At 42.8% G+C, this 23098-nt stretch carries 16 protein-coding genes and 3 tRNA genes; 10 read left to right on the top strand and 9 right to left on the bottom strand.

Annotation, left to right across the window (positions count from 1 at the left end; genetic code table 11):
- Positions 1–7 precede the first annotated feature (7 nt).
- From QZ076_RS15795 to QZ076_RS15775, 5 genes are all read right to left on the bottom strand, one after another.
- Positions 8–904 carry a diaminopimelate dehydrogenase gene (locus tag QZ076_RS15795; protein ID WP_293714650.1) on the bottom strand — a complete coding sequence of 299 codons (897 nt, stop codon included), beginning with the start codon at positions 902–904 and terminating at the stop codon, positions 8–10.
- Between the two features lie 298 nt (positions 905–1202).
- Entirely contained in the window at positions 1203–5003 is a 3801-nt protein-coding gene (locus QZ076_RS15790; protein WP_293714649.1) for a DUF6383 domain-containing protein, read from the bottom strand.
- Between the two features lie 465 nt (positions 5004–5468).
- Positions 5469–5705 (bottom strand): DUF4248 domain-containing protein, encoded by a 237-nt coding sequence (locus QZ076_RS15785; RefSeq protein WP_293714648.1) that lies wholly within the window; start codon positions 5703–5705, stop codon positions 5469–5471.
- Positions 5706–6251: 546 nt separating this feature from the next.
- Positions 6252–7295, bottom strand: coding sequence for a PDDEXK nuclease domain-containing protein (locus tag QZ076_RS15780; protein WP_293714647.1), 1044 nt, complete (start codon positions 7293–7295; stop codon positions 6252–6254).
- Positions 7296–7392: 97 nt separating this feature from the next.
- On the bottom strand, positions 7393–8385 hold the full coding sequence (locus tag QZ076_RS15775; RefSeq protein ID WP_293714646.1) for a sugar phosphate isomerase/epimerase: 993 nt from the start codon (positions 8383–8385) through the stop codon (positions 7393–7395).
- 153 nt (positions 8386–8538) lie between these two features.
- On the opposite strand from QZ076_RS15775, the gene QZ076_RS15770 reads away from it, so the two are divergent.
- Both QZ076_RS15770 and QZ076_RS15765 read left to right on the top strand, forming a co-directional pair.
- A complete protein-coding gene (locus QZ076_RS15770) occupies positions 8539–9489 on the top strand; it encodes a hypothetical protein (RefSeq protein WP_293714645.1) in 951 nt (316 codons plus the stop codon).
- Between the two features lie 107 nt (positions 9490–9596).
- On the top strand, positions 9597–10010 hold the full coding sequence (locus tag QZ076_RS15765) for a hypothetical protein (RefSeq protein WP_293714644.1): 414 nt from the start codon (positions 9597–9599) through the stop codon (positions 10008–10010).
- A 17-nt stretch (positions 10011–10027) separates the two neighbouring features.
- On the opposite strand, the gene QZ076_RS15760 is transcribed toward QZ076_RS15765, so the two are convergent.
- Both QZ076_RS15760 and recO read right to left on the bottom strand, forming a co-directional pair.
- Positions 10028–10102, bottom strand: a tRNA-Arg gene (locus QZ076_RS15760).
- A 71-nt stretch (positions 10103–10173) separates the two neighbouring features.
- Positions 10174–10899, bottom strand: coding sequence for a DNA repair protein RecO (recO, locus tag QZ076_RS15755; RefSeq protein WP_075555991.1), 726 nt, complete (start codon positions 10897–10899; stop codon positions 10174–10176).
- A 90-nt stretch (positions 10900–10989) separates the two neighbouring features.
- Between recO and QZ076_RS15750 the strand changes: the two genes are divergently transcribed.
- The 8 genes from QZ076_RS15750 to QZ076_RS15715 all read left to right on the top strand — a co-directional run bounded on the left by QZ076_RS15750 (position 10990) and on the right by QZ076_RS15715 (position 17400).
- On the top strand, positions 10990–11379 hold the full coding sequence (locus QZ076_RS15750; RefSeq protein ID WP_129729740.1) for a DUF2721 domain-containing protein: 390 nt from the start codon (positions 10990–10992) through the stop codon (positions 11377–11379).
- Positions 11380–11511: 132 nt separating this feature from the next.
- Positions 11512–11583, top strand: a tRNA-Glu gene (locus QZ076_RS15745).
- 41 nt (positions 11584–11624) lie between these two features.
- Positions 11625–11879 (top strand): 30S ribosomal protein S20, encoded by a 255-nt coding sequence (gene rpsT / locus QZ076_RS15740; RefSeq protein WP_293714643.1) that lies wholly within the window; start codon positions 11625–11627, stop codon positions 11877–11879.
- An 11-nt stretch (positions 11880–11890) separates the two neighbouring features.
- A tRNA-Glu gene (locus QZ076_RS15735) sits at positions 11891–11962 on the top strand.
- Positions 11963–12132: 170 nt separating this feature from the next.
- Complete coding sequence (gene gyrB, locus QZ076_RS15730) at positions 12133–14088, top strand: DNA topoisomerase (ATP-hydrolyzing) subunit B (protein ID WP_293714642.1); 1956 nt, start codon at positions 12133–12135, stop codon at positions 14086–14088.
- A gap of 79 nt (positions 14089–14167) precedes the next feature.
- On the top strand, positions 14168–15946 hold the full coding sequence (locus QZ076_RS15725) for a gamma-glutamyl-gamma-aminobutyrate hydrolase family protein (RefSeq protein WP_293714641.1): 1779 nt from the start codon (positions 14168–14170) through the stop codon (positions 15944–15946).
- 22 nt (positions 15947–15968) lie between these two features.
- Positions 15969–16964, top strand: a complete 996-nt coding sequence (locus QZ076_RS15720; protein WP_293714661.1) for a M28 family peptidase — start codon at positions 15969–15971, stop codon at positions 16962–16964.
- Between the two features lie 10 nt (positions 16965–16974).
- On the top strand, positions 16975–17400 hold the full coding sequence (locus QZ076_RS15715; RefSeq protein WP_293714640.1) for a SufE family protein: 426 nt from the start codon (positions 16975–16977) through the stop codon (positions 17398–17400).
- A 104-nt stretch (positions 17401–17504) separates the two neighbouring features.
- On the opposite strand, the gene QZ076_RS15710 is transcribed toward QZ076_RS15715, so the two are convergent.
- Positions 17505–19394: a RagB/SusD family nutrient uptake outer membrane protein gene (locus QZ076_RS15710; RefSeq protein ID WP_293714639.1), complete on the bottom strand. Its 1890-nt coding sequence runs from the start codon at positions 19392–19394 to the stop codon at positions 17505–17507.
- Positions 19395–19413: 19 nt separating this feature from the next.
- Positions 19414–22728: a TonB-dependent receptor gene (locus tag QZ076_RS15705; protein ID WP_293714638.1), complete on the bottom strand. Its 3315-nt coding sequence runs from the start codon at positions 22726–22728 to the stop codon at positions 19414–19416.
- Positions 22729–23098 lie beyond the last annotated feature (370 nt).

The following is a 23098-nucleotide window of genomic DNA, read 5'->3' as shown; positions in this document are numbered from 1 at the left end:
TATTGTATTAAACAAGTCGTCTGATCAGGTCTTCTCTTTCTCCGCAGATCATATCGATCACCGGCAGTTCGATCATGGTATAAGCACCCGGTTGCTGCTTGAAGCTTGCACGGGCAACGGCTACAAGGATCTGGGCTGTAAGAGCCGGATTGTTGATCTTCATATCGAATTCAACCAACTGGTTCTGCGTCTTACCGGAAACACCTTTGCGAACCAGGTTCACACCATGTCCCATATCCAGCAGGTTGTCTACACATTCCACCTGCATTACATGTGTTTCGTCGTGTGCAAAATAATCATCAGCTTTGATAGCAGCAGCTACCTGCTTGAAATCGTAACCGTCTTTCACTTCGATATATACCATACGGCGGTGAACGCCTGTACCCATCGGAATAGTCATCGACAAAGCGGCTTTCACCCCTTCGATCGCTTTCACGGCAACGGTATGTCCCATACTCATACCCGGGCCGAAGTTTGTATAAGTAATTCCTTTCGGAACCATTGCTTCCAGCAGGGCACGTACAACAGAGTCGCTTCCCGGATCCCATCCGGCAGAAATTACAGCTACTGTATTATGTGCTTTGGCTACGGCATCGAGCGAACGGCGCAGGTCTACGATACCTCCGTGGATATCATAGCTATCCACTGTATTGATACCTAATGCAAGAATTTCTTTTGCGTATGTTTCAACGCTGCGTGTAGGAGTTGCAAGGATGGCAACGTCTACTTTATCTAACTTAGTGATACTGTCAGTCACAGTATAAGCTTTCAGTTCGTCCGGCACGTCATTCGGATTACGACGTACAACACCTGCCACTTCAAAATCAGAAGCAGCCTCCAGGGCCTCTAACACATACTTTCCAATGTTGCCATATCCAACGATGGCGGCTCTAATTTTCTTCATACTTTAGTTTTTACTTTTCAACCAACCGCAAAGTTAATTATAATTGCTGAAAATCCAGCCGTAGCTTATAAAGAAAAGTTATGAGGTCATAAACGAAGTAAAGCCGCCCCAACCAATTAGTTGGAACGGCTTACCTTTTTGTCTGTTTTCGCTCTTCACAGAGGTAGAACAGAAGAACTTTATTTCATTACTTTAGTATTAATATCGACCGCTTGTTCGCCCTCACGGGGTAATTGGTTGATTCTTGTCCGATATCACCGCGCAGTCAAATTTAAATTTATTGATTATAAATAGTTTCTTATTTTACGATTGCTTTTACAGCTGCTTCACCTTCAACGGCTACGATTACTACACCTGCAGGAACAGAGATAGTGGCTTCGTTGGAAGTAATCATGGCTGTTGCAACTACCTGACCCAAAACGTTACTGATAGTAACAGTCTTGCCTTCAGCACCGGTGATCACTACTTCACCTTCGCGGGTTGTTACACCGAATGAAGTTGCGTTGATGTTGTCGTTGGCTGTAGGAGCGCTGTGGTCAGCTTCCAGGTTGAATGTATCGCCGTTGTTGATGTCGTTTACAACTACTACGAAACCGTTCATCCATTTCAAGTAACCTAACTTATCAGCTTTAGCTGCAGGACCATCTGAGTATTTCTTGTAAAGAGTTTCAATCTTGAATGCATTCGTTTCGTGGTCGACGATACGGAAAGCAAACTTAGCTACGTTGAAATCTTTGCTACCCATGTAGATTGAATCTGCTTTGGCAGGGATCAATACACCGTTGCGCTGGATTACCAATGTGTCGTTTGTATGGAAACCTTTTACGAAACCTAATTTTGCGAAACCTTCAGTATTTACATACTTGTTGTCGTGCAGATGAGTTTTCTTATACAATTCTGCTGAGTCTACCAGGTTCACCAGGAAGCGTCCGTAAGTTGTGTCGGCATGGAATTTTTCGTGTGAAGGGTATCCACAGTCGTCGTTAACTACTTTGCGGTCGATTTCTACGCCCAGCAGATACTGCCAACGGTTGTTGGTGCCACGGTTGTAGTAAGCAGTGTCGACATACATAGCCGGAGCCATCTTTGTAAATTCGTGGATGTTTTCAAGACCCAGGAATTCGCCCTTTTCAAACAGGATAGAAGCGTCTGCACCTTCGCGGAAGATACGGATCGTGTCGCCCATGCTACGTTTTACGTATTCAGGAGCAGCTGTCTTTTCGATAACAGCCAGGTCGTTTTCTGACTTGTTATACATGCCTGTTGCGTTTACATTACCCTGAGCTACAGAGAAACCACCATACAATTTGTTACCTGCCAAAGTATAATACTTATCTGCATCTACTGCTGCAGCATTAGCCTTTACAGCTACCACATTATATTTACCGTCTGCCATCTTCTTGATTGCGAAACGCGGTGCACCGTCCACATCTTTGTCTTTATCACAAACGTATGCATTTTCTTCAGTGCTGAACTTAACAGGCTCACCGTTAGAAGCATTGATAAACTTATAAGATACAGTTTTCAATGTATCGGCTACGATATCCCAGTCGGCTCCGCCCTTCTTGTCTTTGTTCCAGAAATACAGGTCGCTGACAACGTAAACTGAGTCAGTCTGAGCATCGTCTGTTCTCTTAGCATCGAATGCTTTTACGTCCCAAGCGGTAGCTTCTTTGATGTCTTTTTCAAGACCGATCAGATGCTTGTTAGAATGATTTTCAGACATATAAGCGGCAGCGCCTAATACGTTAGAATAGAATCCTAATGTATATTGTTCGTCGCGCAGTTGGTTGTTTGTCCATGCTTCGTAACCATCGGTAGCAGCGTGTTTTTCAACAACTTTGATCAGATACAGTTTGTCACCGTTTTTATAAACGTCGTCTTTGTCAGTTCCGTAAAGGATACCTAACTTATCATAAGCTTTCAGACTTTCACGGTTGGTCAGAACCAATTTACCGCTAGCATCTACAGAAGCAGCCCACTGTCCTTCCGGTTGATCCATCTGAACAGCACCCTTATCTAACAATGCAGCTTCGCCAGACAAAGAAGTGCCTAATACTTTTTCAATCTGATAATCTTCATTTACCTGAGCAACTGTGTAGAACTTGCCTTTCTGAAGGAATGTTTTCAGATTTACTAATGTGCTTCCACCTGTTTGAACATAAGCCCATGCTTCGCCTGAAGCCAATGTCTGAGTAACAGTCAGATAATAGTTTTTATCTACTTCAGAGATAAACAGACGACCTTCGGAAGTACCACCTGTAGAAGCAGCATATACATTAACGATCAGTTCTTCATAAGTTTTACCTGTTACCATCGGATAACCGATTTCAAACCAAGAATAGTAATCAGCTTTATCTTTATCAGCAGCAGCTACTTTTACAAACTTCAATCCTCTGTTGGATGTACCATTCAAATCGCTAACGCCCCAAGCTTGTTTCTTAGCTAATACTATATATTTACCATCAGCATCTTTCAGTTGGAAACGAGTTACATTTGCACTAGCTGCAACCGGAGTCAAAGAACCAGCAAAAACATCTGCTCCTTTGATCGTCTTTTTCCCTACATTATCTTTGTCGATAGCGATTGTCATTGAGAATGCGCCATTTTCCAAAGCGGCTAATTCAGTATTTGTATAAGGAGCTGAACCGGCATCGTAAAGACCGAAAAGCTGTTTTGCATCTGTTAAAGCTAAAGTTGCAAGAGTTGCAGCAACATTTCCATTTTGGCTCAAAGCTGTATTTGTTCCAGCAGCCACCAATACAAAACCACCTGTATAACCCTGTTCTTCAATACCTGAATTATAAGTAGTTGAACCTGATGTCAATTTCAAATAAGCTTTCTTTCCTACATTATAGAATGTATAAGAATAGTTGCCGGAAGCATCAACAGTCTGTTTTACTTCCCACATTGCATCTTCGTCAATAGTAGTTGTTGCAGCAAGAGTAACAACACCTGTTCCAGCAGCAACAGCTGTTACCTTCTGGAAGTTTGTTCCATCACTTGACAATAAATACTTGCCACCACTAACAAAGTTTTCTGCAGAAACAAGCGGATTTGTTGAAGAACCATCGGCTGCCTTCAATATGTTTGATGATTCGTATATCTTTACTTCCGGACGTTGATCAGGAGTAGTTACGCCAACCGCTGTTGTTTTACCTTCTTCATTTACATAATTAGCAGCACCGGTAGCAGTGTACATGCTTGCACCTTTCTGACCGATGTAGGTAGTTGAGTTATCAAAGAAAAATTCAGTAGCTGAAGCTGTAGCATCTAATGACAAGCCATTTCCAGCACTAACACCTGCTTTCAAAAAGCTATTTGTCTGATTTGTTGCCGCTACAGCCTGGTACTTAGTAGTACCGGAAACCTTAAATGTAGCTCTGAATTTACCTTCTGTTGTTTTCAATGCATCAGCAGATACCATTTCAACAGTAGAACCATCAGCTGCCACAGAAACAAACTTATCACCAATCTTGATGAATACATATTCATCAGCAGCAACAGAGTTCTTCAGATTGAAGGTCATGCCGCTAATAGTTTCGGCTGCTTCGTCGTAGTTTTCAGCGTAAAAACTGATGTCACTACCAGATGTACTCAAAGCAACTGTTCCAGCATTACCCACACCAGGAGTAAATGTAATTTGGTCAGTACAAGCAACAGTAGTAGTCCCTGCAAAAGCTGCACCAAATTTTTTACTATTTACTTTCCAAGTATCTTTGGCAATATCAGTAGACTCCGTTCCCGCCGTAATCGTCATTGCTGTAGTAGAACTTGCAGCCAAATACTTAGCTGAAGCCTCTAAAGAGACACGATATTCATCAGTAGTAGTAGAATTAAAGAACCACTGTGTAAAACCATCAACTTTTGTAGCATTTTTTAATGCGACAGCTGCTTCTACTCCACCTTTACCTGAATTCGCATTCAAGATTTGTGTATTTGCTGAAAATGCACCGTTCGCTAAACCTGCATCTTCCACTCCAATCACATACTGTCTACCATTAACCGGCGTAGTAACTTTCACCACCCCAGCCTCTACAGTAAACGTAGCACCGGCTGCCAGGAAGACAGCCATAAGTGTAGAAAACTTTTTGTTCATAATTTAAAATTTAATATTAATAATAGTGTTACTTAAAAGCCTGTTCACCCGATCAAAAGTGTTGCCATTTGTTAAATGACGAGCTAAAAGGATCGTTTTTTCTAGTCATTTTGTTTTGATCATGATCTGTTCGTAATTCAAAACGGGTTTTTTGTACAGACTTTCGTATTCTATTGATAAGAAAGAAGATAGGAAGGAAAAGAATTTTATTGATTTCTTTGGCGGTTTAGAAACTATGAGTAACTTTGTTGACGAATTAAAACGATCGTTTTTCCTAGCCACTCCATTTTTCAGCTTCACCTTTTGTTTTATATAACTTCAATGCATTATCATGCACCTTATACCTGTATTTTCTCTAATTTATATACATATATGATGTACGCGCACGTACATCTGTTAAAATAGAGTTAATCTACGGCTTTTTTTGCTATTGCCCTAAATGCTTCATTAATTATTGTTTCTGTTTTAACATCCTTTCCATGTTTCGGGGTCACCTAAGTGATCTCTCAGGATCGCTACCTGACGAGGTGTATACATACGCTGGCCTTTTTTATAACCCGCTTTTTTCAACTCTGCTAATAGATCTTCATCACGATTGATCCACAAAGACAGCTGCGAAGAGGCCGATTTTGCTAATATTCTAGGAAAATACAGTATGGCCAGTTCTGTATGGCCGTATACTCGGTTCATAATTATACTCATATGCTTATTTTTTATTTATTTGTTATGATTAGTAAAACTGTTATGATCTGTAACGCCGCCGGATAAGAAAAGCATACTGCTACTTACCGACGCATATATTCCGAATTTGATTATTCTATACTCCATGAGTCTTTCTTTTTTTAAGTTGTTCTACACTTGAAGCACCGAAGGTTAACAATACGGTGCACAAGCAATGAAGATGTTTCGATTTAAGGTAAACTGATCGATGTAAACAAAAAGGCCCGGCCACCGGATATTAATCCGGCAGTCGAGCCACCTTTTTCTGTTGTTTCACAAAGTTACTATTTGTTTCTTATTTCAGATTTTTGCTTTCCCTTTAGTATGTTAAAAAATATTAGTCGTAATACTAATTTCAATTACCCGCTATATTAATCCCGATTAGTCGCTATACTAGTGTCATTTTGTCAAACCACTTTTTACAACCACAAAAAAAGAGGTGCAGTAAAAACTACACCTCTGATAATAGACGTTTCATGTTGTTTCAGCGGGGAAAAAACAGTATATTACGGAAAGAGTTCTACATGATCAGTCTTTCGGATCAGACTGTTGCAGCAGATAAAGTTCTTTCTGCCGTTCTATTTCACATCGCAACTGTTCTTCCGTAGGTAAGTAAAGCTTATACTTAGTAGCAAATATCTGTTCGTTGCCTTTCAAAATGGAATAGCGTGCAATGTCAGCATCTGTTTCCGAGCAAAGCACAATTCCTATGGTTGGATTATCACCTTCCGTTCGTTTCAATTCATCGTACATACGCACATACATGTCCATCTGCCCTACATCCTGATGGGTTATCTTGCCGACTTTTAAGTCCACAAGTACATAGCATTTCAGCACCACATTGTAGAACACGAGATCTATGAAATAATCTTCTGCATCCGTGCGGATATGTTGTTGTCGGGCAATAAAGGCAAAACCCCGTCCCAATTCCATCAGGAAATCCCGCAAATGAGTGATAATACTTGACTCCAAGTCGCGTTCCGAAAAACTTTTATCGGGTTTAAAGCCAAGGAATTCCGCCATCAACGGATTTTTCAGAATTTCTTCTTTTTGCGGAACAGTCGCTTTCACATTCTCTTCGGACAATGCCGGTTGCTTGAAATGCCGCTCATAATATTGCGTCGAAATATTCCGACTTAATGTGCGTACGCTCCACATTTGTTGCGAAGCGTTTTCCAAATACCAACGTATAGCAACTTCATCGCCCACTCGCAATGTGGTGAGAATATGCGACCATTTCAGATTTTGCAAACGCGTTTGCAAAATTGACATGTCAGGGATAGTAACATAGAATTTGCGGAAATAGGCCAGATAACGCTGGCTGAATCCGCTTCCATACTCATGCGTCAGTTCATGGGCAAGCATTTTGATTAGTTCCTTACCATATTCGGCACGTTCTTTTCCGTGCTGTTCTTCCTCCACAATGCGCCTACCTATATTCCAATAAGTCGTAATCATTGCCGCATTCACAGCCGCGTATGCCGTGTTTTTACCTGCATCAATGATATGCTTTATTTCCCTGATAAAGTCTGATGTATGGGAGACTACTATTTCATTATTACTACCTGCCATGGTTAAACCTTTTTGTATCTTCTTCGCAAAGGTACTTTTTTTATCGGTTTCACCCTGCCTTTCCTCCATTATTCCTTTTTCCGGCTATTTACAATTCTTATTTCTTATCAAAGAAAGCATCGAACGCATACCCCGAAGGCTGGAAATCCACCTGCTTAACGAACTGGCAGGATTCACGTGCACCGTGTTCGCGATCCATCGCGCTATCTTCCCATTCTACTGACAACGGCCCCTGGTAATTGATATCGTTCAGGGCACGGATAATTTCTTCGAAACAAATCCTACCACGTCCCATGCTGCGGAAATTCCAATAGCGGCGGGAGTCTCCAAAGGTTGAGTGACCACCGAATACGCCGATCTGTTTCGGGGTATCGCTCCAGTAAACATCTTTCATGTGAACATGGAAAATACGGTCGGGGAACTGGTTGATAAAATCTACATAATCTACGCCCTGATAGCCCAGATGGCTCGGGTCATAATTGAAACCGAAAGCAGGATGATTATTCAACGCATCCAATGCCTTACGGGCAGAATAGGTATCGAAAGCTATTTCCGTAGGATGTACCTCCAGGCCGTAGCGAATACCCAACTTCTGATATTCATCCATGATCGGGGTAAAACGACGGGCGAAGTCAGCATAACCATCTTCAATCATCTGATTCGTAACAGGGGGGAATGAATAAAGCCATTGCCAAATCGGACTACCGGTAAATCCGGCAACCACATCGATACCCAATGCTTTTGCCGCATGGGCTGTCTGCACCATATATTCGGCTGCACGCTGGCGCACACCTTCCGGTTCGCCGTCTCCCCAAATACAATCGGGAAGCACTGCTTTATGCCGCTGGTCGATATTATCGCAAACCGCCTGACTGATCAGATGGATGGAGATACAGAAAAGCTTCAGGTCATATTTAGCCAACAGTTCTTTTATACCGTCATAATAGGCCTGATCTGTTCGACGAACATCCAGATGGTTGGGTAAACCCAATTCCAATCCGTCGTATCCGAAAGCTTTCGCTTTTTCGCAAACTGTTTCGAGAGGTAAATCACCCCATTGTAGGGTGCATAATGTTACAGGACGTGCCATTCTCTTTTAATTTTAAGGTTATTACATTGAGTCTGTTTTCCACAAAACTAGGAAAGTTCCAACCATAAACAAGGAATTAACCCCTTAATATTTTTTAAATTCCAAAATAAGTATTTTCTTTGTGTAGATTTTATCATTAACAATTCCTTCACTATGAAAAAGAAAGACTTGTATGCATTAGCCTGCATATTCTGGTTTGCAGGTTGTAGTAGTCCGGCTTCGGACGAAATTGAAATTGTACAGAATTTATTTCCGGTGCAATTTAGTGTTCAACTACAAAAGGAGATACTCCCGTTCCCTCTTACACGCAGTATGCCGCCTAACACGGTTCCCGAACCGACTGTTCCCGATGAAGATACTTCCGAAAAGGAACTGAGTGATTTATGTTCCCGCATAGAATATGTTGTGTTCAAACAGGACAATCCGGAAGAACCGATCCGACATCGTACATATAATATAGATTCCGGGGAAGATTTCGGTATTGTTTACGATACCCTGGCGGCAGGAAGCTATCAGGTTTGTTTTTTAGCCCACAGTTCTGAAGATATTATCTTTTCAGAGAATATCCTGTCTTTCGATGAAGTGTCAGACTCTTTCTATCATTCTGAAGATCTTATCGTCGGGCAAAATGAAGCAACCAATGAATACATATCCTTGAAACGGATCATTGGCAAGATAGAATTCCGTGCGTCCGATCCTGTACCGGACGATATCAAGACATTTGAATTAACAGCCGACAACTATCCGGGATGTTTCAATATACAAACCGGAAAAGGAATTATCTCCCCCGCTCCGTATCACTTGATCCACTCATTCACAGAAGAAGAGAAATTGCAATCCGGCACCTCTCATTCATTCCTGTCTTTTATTCCTGGTGGAGATACAAAAATATCGGTAGTTCTTACTTCTACGGATATAAGTAATATGGTTATGCGCACAAGAACAATCTCTGATATCTTCCCTATACTTAATAAAATGATCCGCTACACCGGAGTCTTATATACAAGACCACAAACAGATGATCCAGATAACACATTCCAGTTAACGATCGGAGATAACGGAAAATGGGATGCAACGGAAGACAAGGAGTTGCCTGCGGAATAACTTAATATCTATCCTTTCTCTTCCTTAATTAAATGTTATTGAAGGGGAAGGATGGCATTATTTAGAAAACAACGGTTATATTTGTGCTATTATTAAATATAACCGTTATGAAAAAGACAAATATACTCAGCCTGATATTCCTGTTAACCATACTTTGCGGATTTAATAGCTGTGTAGACAAGCCATTCGATCATATAGACGATCCGGAATATATTCTTTGCAATGGCACCGGATGGTGGGATGACTATTACGATGTTGACGGATATTACTGCGAACAAAGACTTATTTTCCATTCAGACGGCAGAGGACAGGAAAGTATCATACGCTATTTCAGCGATTATCCCGGTGATTTCAAAGAATCTAAATATACTTTCTATTGGGAATGGAATGATGACTACTATGGCTCTATTTATATGGAATATGATAACGGAGACTATATTTACTTTGACGATCTACATATATACTATGATGAATTATCCGGCTATCTGGGTGACGACTATGTTACTTTCGAACCCTTTTAACTTTAAAAACACGTTTTTGGTACCCCCGAGCAGAATCGAACTGCTATCTAATGTTTAGGAAACATCTATTCTATCCGTTGAACTACAGGGGCAACTTTATACAAAGTGGGGGCAAAAGTATAATCTTTTCCTTAAACTGGCAAGTATTCGGACAGTAATCTGATTAATCAAAAAGACTTTGCATCACTGAGAGGGATTTTATTTCCGGAAATTCCGGTAAATGCAAGCGGTAATATTCAACGATACGGTTGATTACTCCTACCCTGTCCTGCCGGGAAAAAGAATAAAGCGACATATTTTCGAAACTGATTTTCAATAGACGAGCAAAGACCTGACTCTCCTCCCGGTTCAAATAATGCCGGTGCATAGGGATACGGTCAATAAAAACACCGTTCTGCATATCGAAATAGCAGCCGGAAGAGAAAGAATCGGCATTCGGATAAATTCCCAGATAATGAAGTAGGCGAAGCAGGAATACCAGATGAAAGTTTGCTACTCCTTTATCGGCGTATTCCAGCAAATGTATCGATTCATACAGATAATTGAAAAGTCGCGGGTCCGGTTCCGTATCCTTCACGACCCGGAATAACACCTCGGAAAGGAACAGTGCTAATACGTTCTTCACCGGATTACAGAACAGTTCGGTCAGAGGATAACATAACTTCGTCTCGCGGATACGATGCAGGTCACGTTTATTCAGATGCTCCACTTCCATCTCCAAGACAGACAGCGGCATGAACAGCGCTTTAGACACAGTCGATTTCTTTCCCCGGTTGCGTGCCACCAGATAAGAGGCCCGTCCGAAAGCCTCCGTATACATATATATAATAGAATATTTATCGTTGTATGGAATAGCATGCAGGACAATCCCGCGCGTTTTACATAACATAATCTCACCTCTTTATGGCAGACAAAGATACAAAACAACAAACTATTTACGATATTTGCAGGTTATAATAGTATAAATACATTATTAATTATGTTGGATCTAACTACCCCATCACTTCTATTTTCAGCCATATCACTCATATTGCTGGCTTATACCAACCGCTTCCTGTCGTATGCCAGTGTTGTGCGGGCATTAAAAGAAAAGCATCAACAATCGCACGATCCGAAAGATTTTGCACAGATAGCCAACCTTCGTAAACGGCTTTATCTGACCCGCTCTATGCAAATACTCGGCATACTCAGCCTGCTGCTTTGTGTAATTTCCATGTTCTTCATCTATATTTCATGGCAAATTATCGCTGCATGGATATTCGGAATCGCCTTATTACTTTTAGCCGCATCGCTATGTGTATGTATCTGGGAAATAAATATTTCCGTTAAGGCACTGGAAATACACCTGCAGGATATAGGTTCTAAATAGAAGTTAAAACGTTGTATTCTATTAAATTTTCCTCTGAAATGTTTTGGTAGTTCAGACAGAACATCTATCTTTGCACTCGCAATCGGGAAATCAACAATCCCAGAGCGCTGAAAGTGAGAACTTTGACATGATGGCCCATTCGTCTATCGGTTAGGACGCAAGATTTTCATTCTTGAAAGAGGGGTTCGATTCCCCTATGGGCTACAATAAACAAAATTAAAAATTCAATAAAGAATAGCTAAGAAATGGCAAATCACAAGTCATCAATCAAAAGGATCAGACAGACTAACGCAAGACGTTTGCAGAATAGATATCATGCTAAAACAGCTAGAAATGCGATGCGTGTACTGCGTGCAACTGAAGACAAGAACGAAGCTCAGGCTCTGTTACCTAAGGTGTGCTCTATGTTGGATAAGCTTGCTAAGAAAAACGTTATTCACAAGAATAAGGCTAGCAACTTGAAATCTAAACTGACAAAGCACGTTAACAAGCTTGCATAAGGAATAATTGCGGCCCATTCGTCTATCGGTTAGGACGCAAGATTTTCATTCTTGAAAGAGGGGTTCGATTCCCCTATGGGCTACTTTAGAAGCGGTCGGGTTAATTATAATCCGACCGCTTTGTCATGTCTTTTCACACCCCGTTTTTTTGCTATTTTCACACTACTTTTACCTGCTAAGTCAATTATTTTCACTACATTTGTTAGCATTTTTAGAGATATAGATAATTAGTGATTTTAAAGGATAGAAACTCATGAGTGAAGAAATTAAGAATACTTCCGGAGAGTACTCTGCGGACAGTATTCAGGTACTTGAAGGGTTAGAAGCGGTACGGAAAAGACCGGCCATGTATATTGGCGATATCAGCGAAAAAGGTCTACATCACCTGGTGTATGAAGTTGTCGACAACTCTATCGACGAAGCACTAGCCGGATTTTGTTCTCAGATCGACGTAGTAATAAACGAGGACAACTCTATCACAGTAACGGACGACGGTCGTGGTATACCGGTAGATATTCATGAGAAAGAAGGCAAATCAGCTCTGGAAGTTGTTCTGACAGTGCTACATGCCGGAGGTAAGTTCGACAAAGGGACTTATAAGGTATCCGGAGGTTTGCATGGTGTGGGCGTATCTTGTGTGAATGCTCTTTCCACTTACCTGAAAGCGGAAGTTCGCAGGGGAGGGAAAATACACATGCAGGAATTCTCTTGTGGAAAACCTTTACATGATGTAGAAGTCGTTGGTGAAGCAACAACAACGGGAACAACGATCTCTTTCAAGCCGGATAACAGCATCTTTACCGTTACCGAATACAAATATGAAATATTAGCAACCCGTTTACGCGAACTAGCCTTCCTGAATGCAGGCATCAACCTGACATTAACGGACAAACGTGTAACGAAGGAAGACGGCACCTACAAGTCAGATCTGTTCCGTTCGGAAGAAGGTTTGAAGGAATTCGTTCGCTATGTAGACCGTTCCAAAGAATCCCTGATCCCCGACGTGATCCATATCGTAACTGAAAAGCAGGGTATTCCCGTTGAAGTGGCGATGACATACAACACTTCTTTCAACGAAAGCGTGTTCTCGTATGTAAACGATATCAACACAATTGAAGGAGGTACGCACCTGGCCGGTTTCCGCCGTGGTCTGACACGTACCTTGAAGAAATATGCAGAAGACTCCAAATTGCTGGAAAAAGCAAAAGTAGAGATCCAGGGAGATGACTTCCGTGAAGGTCTGACCGCCGTTATCTCTATCAAGGTAGCCGAACCGCAGTTTGAAGGACAGACAAAGACAAAATTGGGTAACAGCGAAGTGACTGGTGCCGTAGATCAGGCAATCGGTGAAGCACTGGGCTACTATCTGGAAGAGCATCCGAAAGAAGCAAAAATAATCGTCGACAAGGTTGTTCTGGCAGCACAGGCCCGTCAGGCAGCCCGTAAAGCACGCGAACTGGTTCAGCGCAAATCGCCGATGACCGGTGGAGGACTTCCCGGCAAGCTGGCCGACTGCTCTTCGAAAGACGCTTCCATCTGCGAATTGTTCCTTGTCGAAGGGGACTCTGCAGGGGGTACAGCTAAACAGGGCCGCGACCGTGTGTTCCAGGCTATCCTTCCGCTTCGCGGTAAAATCCTGAACGTAGAGAAAGCGATGGATCATAAAATCTTCGAAAGTGAAGAAATTCAGAACATCTTCCGTGCCATGGGTGTTACTATAGGTACTGAGGAAGACCCGAAGGAGTTGAACCTGAGCAAGCTTCGTTATCACAAGGTGATCATCATGACCGATGCCGACGTGGACGGAAGCCACATTGCCACTTTGATCCTGACTTTCTTCTTCCGCAGAATGCGCGCACTGATCGATAACGGATATGTTTACCTGGCTACCCCTCCTCTTTACCTCTGTAAAAAAGGAAAAGTAGAAGAATATTGCTGGACAGAACAGCAACGTCAGTCATTTATCGACAGATATGCCGCCGGTAATGAAAATCAGATCCATACTCAGCGATACAAAGGTTTGGGAGAAATGAACGATCACCAGTTATGGGATACGACAATGAATCCGGACAACCGTACACTGAAGCAGATCACAATCGATAGCGCAGCCGAGGCTGATCAGATATTCGCTATGTTAATGGGCGAAGAAGTAGGTCCGCGCCGCGAGTTTATCGAAGAGAATGCAACTTACGCAAACATTGACGCTTAATCAGTGGACAGATGACAGTGGACAGATATAAAGAACTGTCAACTGTCAATCGTTAAATGTCAACTAAAATAGTTTTGTTATGAATAATCAAGTCCGTCGTCCGAGTTTAGAAGCCTTATACAGGGAAGTTGACAACTTTACACCAAAGAAAGAAAAACTTCAGCCTCCCCGCATAGGAATATCTTCAAACCGGAGAGACGGACTTTCCTGTATAGCCGAGACATACGTACAATCCGTATTGCAGGCGGGAGGTGCTCCGGTGCTGATCCCAGTGATAACAGATATGGAAGCGCTTACAGCCATCGTATCCGGTCTGGACGGGTTACTGATGAGTGGTGGCGGAGATCTCAATCCGCTTTATATCGGGGAAGAGCCGATACCTCAGTTGCAGGATGTGGATACATACCGTGACGAGTTCGACCTGATCCTGCTCAGACTGGCCGCCAACCGCCAGTTACCGATCATGGGCATCTGCCGTGGTCATCAACTTATCAACGTCGCTTTCGGCGGCTCGGTTTACCAGGACATCTATTCGCAGCACGAAGGCGGCGTACTCAAACATAGCCAGGCAATGCCCCGCGAACAGGCTTCACATTCCGCCAGGATCACCGATACATCTTCCCGTCTTTTCGAAATACTGAAAAAAGAACCGGATATACAGATCAACTCCGTTCATCACCAGGCAGTGAAAGAAGTAGCTCCCGAATTCAAGGAAACAGCTGTAGCTCCCGACGGCATCAATGAGGCGATGGAACATCCGGAAAAAGAAATATTTAGCGTACAATGGCATCCGGAAGCAATGGCCTCCTACGGCGACGAATTGATGCTGGAACTATTCAGGCATCATGTTGAATCCGCCCGTTTGTTCAAAGAAGCCAAACGCATCCACCAACGGAATGTGATACTCGACTCGCATACCGATACACCGATGATCTTCCCCGGCCAGTTCAATATTGGAAAGAAGGAAGGTGGAAAGGTTAACCTACCATTCATGGAAGAAGGACTGGTAGACTCTGCCATCATGGTGGCCTATATTCCGCAAGGGAAACGCGATGACGAGTCATTACGGAAAGCTACGGATTATGCTATTGACCGCCTGCAGGAAATCCATCGCCAGATGGAAATAAATCGGGGCAGAATGAACATAGCCCACACCCCGCAGGAAGTATGGGTAACGAAATATGCCGAAAAGAAAACGATCATGCTGGGACTGGAAAACGGTTATGCCATCGGTAAAGACCTCAACAATATATCCCGTTTCAAAAAGCTGGGAGTCAGCTATATCACGCTTTGCCACAATGGCAGCAACGATATATGCGACTCTGCCCGCGGCGAAGCGGAATGGGGTGGCTTGAGTCCTTTCGGGAAAGAGGTCGTGGCCGAAATGAACCGGTTGGGGATACTGGTAGATATATCACACGCAGCCGAAAGTACGTTTTACGATGCATTGGAGTTCAGCAAACAACCGATCATCGCCTCCCACTCTTCGGCCCGTGCCTTGTGTAACCATCCGCGCAACCTCACCGACAGTCAGTTGAAAGCGCTGGCCGCCAAACAAGGAGTCGTACAGATCTGCCTGTATAAAGGATTCATCAACGAAGAGGCAGAAAAGGCTTCCCTTACCGATGCTGTCCGCCACATCAATCATATTGTCGACCTGATCGGTATCAACCATGTGGGTATCGGTTCTGATTTCGACGGTGACGGTGAACTGATCGGTTGCCGGGCTAGCAATGAACTGATAAACATCACCGTTAGACTTCTCAAAGAGGGATACAGTGAAAACGATATCGCAAAAATATGGGGTGGCAACCTGATGCGGATTATGTCGCGTGTACAGGCTGCCTATAATGGATAAAAGATAATCTAAACAGATGATGATGCATATTTTATATATAACACTGCTGGCTTGTTCACTGATGGCATGCAGCCAGGCCAAGAATCAGCAACACGAAAATACAACAGTCAGTCAGGCTGTGCCTGCAACAAATACGCCTTCTTTCAACGCCGACAGCGCCTACACTTATGTAGAGAATCAGGTTAAATTCGGCCCTCGTGTCCCGAATAGTGAAGCACATAAAGCTTGTGGCAACTATCTGGCATCAGAACTGAAACGGTTCGGAGCCAAAGTCTACGAACAGGAAGCAACTCTTACCGCATACGACAATACAGGATTGGAAGCCAAGAACATCATCGGCTCTTTTAATCCGGACAATAGTAAACGAATCTTACTCTTCGCCCACTGGGATTCGCGTCCTTATTCAGACCACGATCCCGATCCGGCTAATTACCGGAAACCGATCGACGGAGCCGACGACGGAGGTAGCGGCGTAGGTGCATTGCTCGAAATAGCCCGCCAGATCGGACAGAAAGATCCGGGAATAGGTGTCGACATCATTTTCTTTGATGCCGAAGATTACGGTACTCCCGAATTCGTTGACGAATACAAACCCGATACCTGGTGTCTTGGAACCCAGTTCTGGGCAAAGAACCCTCATGTACCGAACTATCGTGCCGACTTCGGTATCCTGCTCGACATGGTTGGAGCCAAAAATGCAACATTCTTCAAAGAGCAACTCTCTCTAAGCAAAGCGGGCAACATTGTCGAAATGGTTTGGAGTACAGCCCGTAACCTGGGATACGGCAAATACTTTATCAATGCAACCGGCGGTGCCATCACAGACGACCATGAGTATGTAATCAAAGGCCGCAATATTCCTTGCATCGACATTATCAACTATGACCCGGAAAGTGACCACGGTTTCGGTTGGTATTGGCATACGCAAAAAGACAATATGGAGAATATCGACCGCGAAACCCTCAAAGCCGTAGGGCAAACGGTGCTGGAAGTAGTATATAACAGACAAAAGAAATAATAATACAACGATGACTATCAACGAACTTCAGGACAATGTTATTGAAGAGTTCTCAGCCTTTGACGACTGGATGGACAAGTATGCGTTGCTGATCGATTTAGGCAACTCACTTCCCCCGCTGGAAGAAAAGTATAAAACAGAAAGTAACCTGATCGAAGGTTGCCAAAGCCGTGTGTGGCTCCAGGCGGACTATGAAGACGGTAAGATACTGTTCAAGGGCGAAAGCGATGCCGTAATAGTAAAAGGGATCGTATCGCTGTTGATCAATGTTCTGTCCGGTCACACACCACAAGAGATTTTAGATACCGACCTTTATTTTATCGAACAGATCGGCCTGAAAGAACATCTTTCCCCTACCCGATCAAACGGCCTGGTAGCCATGGTCAAACAGATGCGTATGTATGCACTGGCATTCCGTGCGAAGGAACAAGGCTAAATATGGAGGAAAAGCTCATATTTTTCAGAAGTAAACCTATCATAAAAAGGGGGTATGCCAGTTAAAATCCGGCATCCCCCCTTTACTTTTTTAATCAATCCCTCTTATTCTGTAATCTCGGAGCCATAATACGGTCTTAAATCATCATTTGATTTATAGACGTAGTAAGTAGCCGGCGATGTGTACGGGTTATTATAGAAATAAATGTCGCGGTTAGCATTCAGTTCAGCCTGGTTCCAGCCCGGAGTCCAGCCTACATATACACCATCCATATCAATACAATGCTGGTAACGTTCGCAATTATTTCCACGGTATGCACGGTGGATACCTACTTCCAGACGTTTAGCATCGAAATAGTTGATGCCTTCCCCCCAGAACTCGATACCTTTTTGGAATACATATTCGTCCAGGAAGTCAGTGGCTGTAGTTGCCTTGCAGGTATAAGAGTTGTTACGTGTTTTTACGATCTCTTCCAAAGCCTGAACAGCAGCAGGAACACCTGAGGTATGAAGAGCTGCTTCCGCTTTCAGGAAATGCATTTCTTCGACACGCATGATCGGATAATCTACCGCACCACCGATCGTATGGGTATTGTAGTTTCCATTATGCGGCCGGAACTTGATATTTACATACAACCATGGCCATGATTGGAAGCCCATAGAGACATTGATACGTGAACGGATCCAGGAACCGGAACTGTTCAACTTATACTGATATTTATCAGAACCATAACCGGAATACTGATCAGCCCAATCCTCCTGAGTGGTACTTGTATTGTCATCCTTCAGATTCCATTTATTATTGATAAACTTACCTTCGGCATCTTTTTCCACCAGATATGGTTCTCCCTCTTTCTGATTCTTCGATTCATAGAAGAAGTTAGGAGCTAACCATGACTTCTTACGAAAGTCGTTATCGGAAAGACGTTCGTACCATTTACGATCCAACGAACGACCTACGCGCCATCCGTAAACGGAGAAGTTTGTTTCTGTACCGAAGATCATGGCAAAAGAGAAAGAGCCATCATCTGCAGTCGCAGCAGTGGTATTACCTTCAGAAATAGAAGTAGCCCACATCCATGAATTCTGAGAGTTACGGTTGTTGAATCCGTTTGCCGGGTCCACCCATTCAGCCTCTGTCAACGGAACACAGCCGGAAGTCGAAATAGCCTTATCGGCATATTCGTTGACTTTTTGCCAATAAGCAGCCTCATCCTTATAAGTAGCAGATGTATTTACACGGGAAGCCAGATTGGAATAAGCACGGGCATACAAACCATACACAACAGAAAGATTCGGTTGTATTTTATCAGTACGGGTATATCCGTCCAAATAAGTTTCCGCCTGCTTCAAATCGCTCAGGATCAGGTCGTACACTTCATCAACCGTCGCACGCGGATTATTGGTGGCCTCATCGGAGGTCGTTTTCTCCGTAATGATAGGCACACCCAGGTTAGTCAGGTCTTTTTCCGGATCCACATAGTTATAACGGCTATCGGTCGGTTTCTTATATTCCATGATCTGAACCAGTTCCATATAATAAAGTGCACGGTAAGCGTAGCTGATACCCAAATATGTTTTTTTAGTATCATCCAAATCGTTTACATCGATCAGGCCAATAATATCATTTACATTCTTGATATAGCCATAATAGATGTAAGAAGGATAAATACCACGGTTAGACCCCGTAGCACTAACAGAACCATTACACCAGGCCCCCATTGTGTTATATCCGTTCGATCCGGAGCAAACCAACTGAGTCGTACTATGCTCCAGCATACCACGCAGACTACCGTAAGAAATCATTTCAACACCGCCATCGTCGTTTTTGTATCCCACCATCGAAGTATAGATGGAATTTATCATCCCTTCCAATGCCGATTCAGATGCCTGGATTTGCTCGTCCAGCACATATTCGGTTGATAGCTTATCCTCCACACAGCTACTAAAACCCATAATAGCAACAGCTGCTAGTAATATCTTATATTTATTCATGATGTTTTCCTTTAAATGTTTAGAATGTCAATGAAATACCTCCTGAAATAGTACGTATCGGAGAATAAAGCTCCGGATTGGTATACCCCTTCAATGTATAGCGAGGATCGAATCCCTGGCGTGCAGAGAAGTAGAACGGATTCTCACAAGAGAGATAAACACGTATGTTCTGGATATTGTACTGTTGTACCAGGTTGGAGGGCAATGTATATCCGAAATTGATATTCTGGACATTCAGATAACTGGCATTCGTAATGAAGCGATCCGAACGGGCACTCTGAGAATATTTTTCAGTAAACAACAAACGCGGAACATTTGTATTCGTATTCTCCGGAGTCCATGCTTTAAAAATATCCTGATGCCATGTAGTAGCTGTCGTACCTCCAGTATGCATCAATGTCTGGTAAGTATAGTCATACGCTTTACCACCCAATTGATAGTTCATATTGATAGAGAAATCAAATCCGCGATACGAAAGAGACGTCCCCAAACCACCGTAGAAAGAAGGAAGGGCATCGCCGATCAAATAATCGGTAGCCTGGCTTGCATCTTTGGTTGTTTCCTGACCTGTTACATTGCCTGCATCATCAATAATATCTTTGTAGAAAAGAGATTCACCTGTTTCAGAGTCGAGACCGGCAAACTTAGGTAAGTACCAGGTATACAAGGAAAGACCTTCGGCTACAAAATATTTATATTTGGACACAAAAGACTTATCCAGGTTGACATAACCGTCATGGCCTTCCACATTCGTTTTCTTGATCTCGTTCGGCAATTTTAATACCTTGTTCTTCACATGGGAAATATTGAAGTTGACATTCCAGTTGAAATCCTTATTGCTAACCAACGTTGCCTGCAGTACCAGTTCAAGACCGGCATTACGCATATCACCCAAGTTGATATAATAACTTGTGTAACCAATTGAAGGCGGCGTGTTCAAAGAAAACAACATATCGGTCGTTTTGCGGTAGAAATAATCCAGACTACCACTCAGACGTCCTTTAAACAGATCAAATTCAACACCGGCATTCCAGTTCGTATTGGTTTCCCAGGTAATGTCTTTAGAACCTTTATGACGCCACTGGTAAGCCACTTCATTATCGTTATTTACGATCGTATAAGAGTCGGCATATAATATATCGCCAATGTACTCACCAATATTATCGTTACCCTGAGAACCTACAGAAGCTTTGATCTTTAATGAATTCACCCAGTCTGAATGGAAGAATTTTTCTTTAGAGATCAACCATGCTCCACCGACCGACCAGAAGTTACCCCAACGATTATCTTTCGCAAAGTTGGAAGAAGCATCACGACGATAAGATACCGAACCGAAGTATTTCGCATCGTAGTTGTACATCGCACGGAAGAAGTAACCTTCATTATTATATGACCTGGTATAAGAAGAGGCTGTATTATTCAAGTTCAGGCAAGTGGCAAGTTCATGTGTACCATCGATCCCGAAGTTATAACCTGAAGCATCCAGATACTCTTGTTTATAATTATAATATTCATGACCGACCATGACTCCCACGTCATGTTTGCCAAATTGCTTGTTGTAGTTCAGCAACTGCTGGGTATTATAGGTAAAATTACGCGTATCGGCCTTTGACAAATAACCGTTATCCGAAGAATCCGTATAATAATCGACAAAAGGACTTTTGATATATGTGTACTTGCGTTCGTAATCGTAAGCATTACCATTCACTGTCAATGTCAGGTCGCTTGTCAGGTTTATATCGGCATAGCCACTGGCAATAAAAGAGTTACCTTCCCATTTCTGGCTATCATATTTATTTGAGAAAATACAGTTACCACCTACTCCACCTGCACGGCTCAGGTCGTAGGCTCTTGCGAAGTCATACATATTCTCGCCCCACTTATCGACCATGATATTCTTGTCGGCATCACGATAATAAACCGGGTAGATAGGAGCCTGTGTCTTGATCGTACTCCAGATAGTTCCGGTACCGATGGTTCCTTCCGACGTCTTACTGTAATTATAGTTGGAGTAGTTGAAGTTTGCACCGACTTTCAACCATTTCTTTGCCTGGTAATCAAGTTTTGCACGTGCCGTCAAACGGTTCTGGTTAGAACCTTCCTGAATACCGTCCTGATCGAGATAACCCAACGACGTATAGTAGTTCACACGTTCGGTAGCACCGGAGATGGAAGCATTATATTCCTGACGGAAACCGTTCTTCAGTCCCTCTTCTTCCCAGTCGTCGGCCTGCAACCAGAATTGTTTTCCATTGTAATTATAAAGAGTACCCATGCTTGCATTCGGGTTCATAGCACCACCCTGCTGGATAAAGTCCTGACCTTCGGGAACCGAGTAAACCATATAACCCGGGCCTACACCGCTGGCTCCGTTTACCAGATGCTGATTGGCCAATGCATGAGCGTCAGAAGCCGACATTCCTCCTCCGTCTTCCGTCACGTAATAGTTGTACAACATCTTATAATAAGTTTCGTAGAACTGCTGGGCGTTTGTCGTCTTATAATTCTTCAGGCCGTTGGCGTTGGAACCCCATTTGGCATCAAGAGTTACTTTAGCCTCTCCATTCTTACCTCTTTTTGTAGTGATCATAATCACTCCATTGGCACCACGGGCACCATACAAAGCATTGGAAGCTGCATCTTTCAGCACTGTCATCGATTCGATATCACTCGAGTTGATCAGGTTCAGGTCGCCATCAAACGGCATACCGTCTACAACGATCAAAGGTTCCGTATCCGAAGAAATAGAACCGAAACCACGTATGGTGATAGAAGGTGAACTACCCGGCTGTGCGGATTCACTGCTCAATTGTACACCTGCAACACGTCCTGCCAAGGCCTGGGCGGGGTTAGTAACCTGTGCTTTCAGCAAGTCGTCCGATTTCATAATACCGGCAGAACCAGTAAAGGCTTCTTTGGTAGTTTTACCGAAAGCTACTACCACCACTTCGTCCAAAGCCTGACTGTCTTCCTTCAATACGATCTGGATATCGTTTTTATTTCCTGGTTTTATGGTCTGGGCTACAAAGCCTACATAAGAGACTTGCAGCGAACTGTTAGCTTTGACGGATAATTCGAATTTTCCATCCACATCTGTCATTATACCATTGGTTGTGCCTACTTCAACAACACTGGCTCCAATCACCGGATCCCCGTTTTCATCTTTAACGACACCTGTTACTTTGCGGGTACTCTGATTTACCGAAGCTGTTTCCTCCACTGCTACAGCATTCCGGATATCAAGAGCTGAAACACTACTTTCAGCCGCCATAGTCAAATTAAGACAAAACAAAGGAATGGCCATACAGGCAACTTTCTTTGTGTAATTATTCATAACTTAATTATTTAACGATTAGAACTTGAATAAAAAACTATTCACTGATTAGGTTAAAAAGGAATTCCTCTTCTATCACCTCTACTAACTACTATTATACCTCATAATTACCGGATCAAAAAATTAGACAATTCTACAGGATTTATTCAGCGTTTATATCAAATAAAATTTAGTGTTACTTTCATAAAATACACAACCGTAGCAGTAATTGATAGATTTTTTGTAGAAGAAGATGCGATAAGAAATTTACCAAACCAACCAACTGCGTACTAAGTAAGTTTTTCAAAATATCAACACTAGTTTGATTATTAACACAGTTCTTGTAGGACTATATCAATAATTCAGTTGCAAATATAGTATTTTTTGTAAA

This window comes from uncultured Parabacteroides sp., assembly GCF_905196875.1.
Lineage (GTDB): Bacteria > Bacteroidota > Bacteroidia > Bacteroidales > Tannerellaceae > Parabacteroides.
Note: the sequence above shows the minus strand (reverse complement) of the source record. Positions and strands in the feature narration are given on the sequence as shown.

Bases quoted from the DNA above. Each gene is read 5' to 3' on its own strand.
- QZ076_RS15705 (WP_293714638.1), bottom strand. From the start codon at position 22,728: ATGAATAATTACACAAAGAAAGTTGCCTGTATGGCCATTCCTTTGTTT.
- QZ076_RS15710 (WP_293714639.1), bottom strand. From the start codon at position 19,394: ATGAATAAATATAAGATATTACTAGCAGCTGTTGCTATTATGGGTTTT.
- QZ076_RS15720 (WP_293714661.1), top strand. From the start codon at position 15,969: ATGCATATTTTATATATAACACTGCTGGCTTGTTCACTGATGGCATGC.
- QZ076_RS15715 (WP_293714640.1), top strand. From the start codon at position 16,975: ATGACTATCAACGAACTTCAGGACAATGTTATTGAAGAGTTCTCAGCC.
- gyrB (WP_293714642.1), top strand. From the start codon at position 12,133: ATGAGTGAAGAAATTAAGAATACTTCCGGAGAGTACTCTGCGGACAGT.
- QZ076_RS15750 (WP_129729740.1), top strand. From the start codon at position 10,990: ATGTTGGATCTAACTACCCCATCACTTCTATTTTCAGCCATATCACTC.
- QZ076_RS15775 (WP_293714646.1), bottom strand. From the start codon at position 8,385: ATGGCACGTCCTGTAACATTATGCACCCTACAATGGGGTGATTTACCT.
- QZ076_RS15765 (WP_293714644.1), top strand. From the start codon at position 9,597: ATGAAAAAGACAAATATACTCAGCCTGATATTCCTGTTAACCATACTT.
- recO (WP_075555991.1), bottom strand. From the start codon at position 10,899: ATGTTATGTAAAACGCGCGGGATTGTCCTGCATGCTATTCCATACAAC.
- QZ076_RS15785 (WP_293714648.1), bottom strand. From the start codon at position 5,705: ATGAGTATAATTATGAACCGAGTATACGGCCATACAGAACTGGCCATA.
- QZ076_RS15770 (WP_293714645.1), top strand. From the start codon at position 8,539: ATGAAAAAGAAAGACTTGTATGCATTAGCCTGCATATTCTGGTTTGCA.
- QZ076_RS15795 (WP_293714650.1), bottom strand. From the start codon at position 904: ATGAAGAAAATTAGAGCCGCCATCGTTGGATATGGCAACATTGGAAAG.
- QZ076_RS15725 (WP_293714641.1), top strand. From the start codon at position 14,168: ATGAATAATCAAGTCCGTCGTCCGAGTTTAGAAGCCTTATACAGGGAA.
- rpsT (WP_293714643.1), top strand. From the start codon at position 11,625: ATGGCAAATCACAAGTCATCAATCAAAAGGATCAGACAGACTAACGCA.
- QZ076_RS15780 (WP_293714647.1), bottom strand. From the start codon at position 7,295: ATGGCAGGTAGTAATAATGAAATAGTAGTCTCCCATACATCAGACTTT.
- QZ076_RS15790 (WP_293714649.1), bottom strand. From the start codon at position 5,003: ATGAACAAAAAGTTTTCTACACTTATGGCTGTCTTCCTGGCAGCCGGT.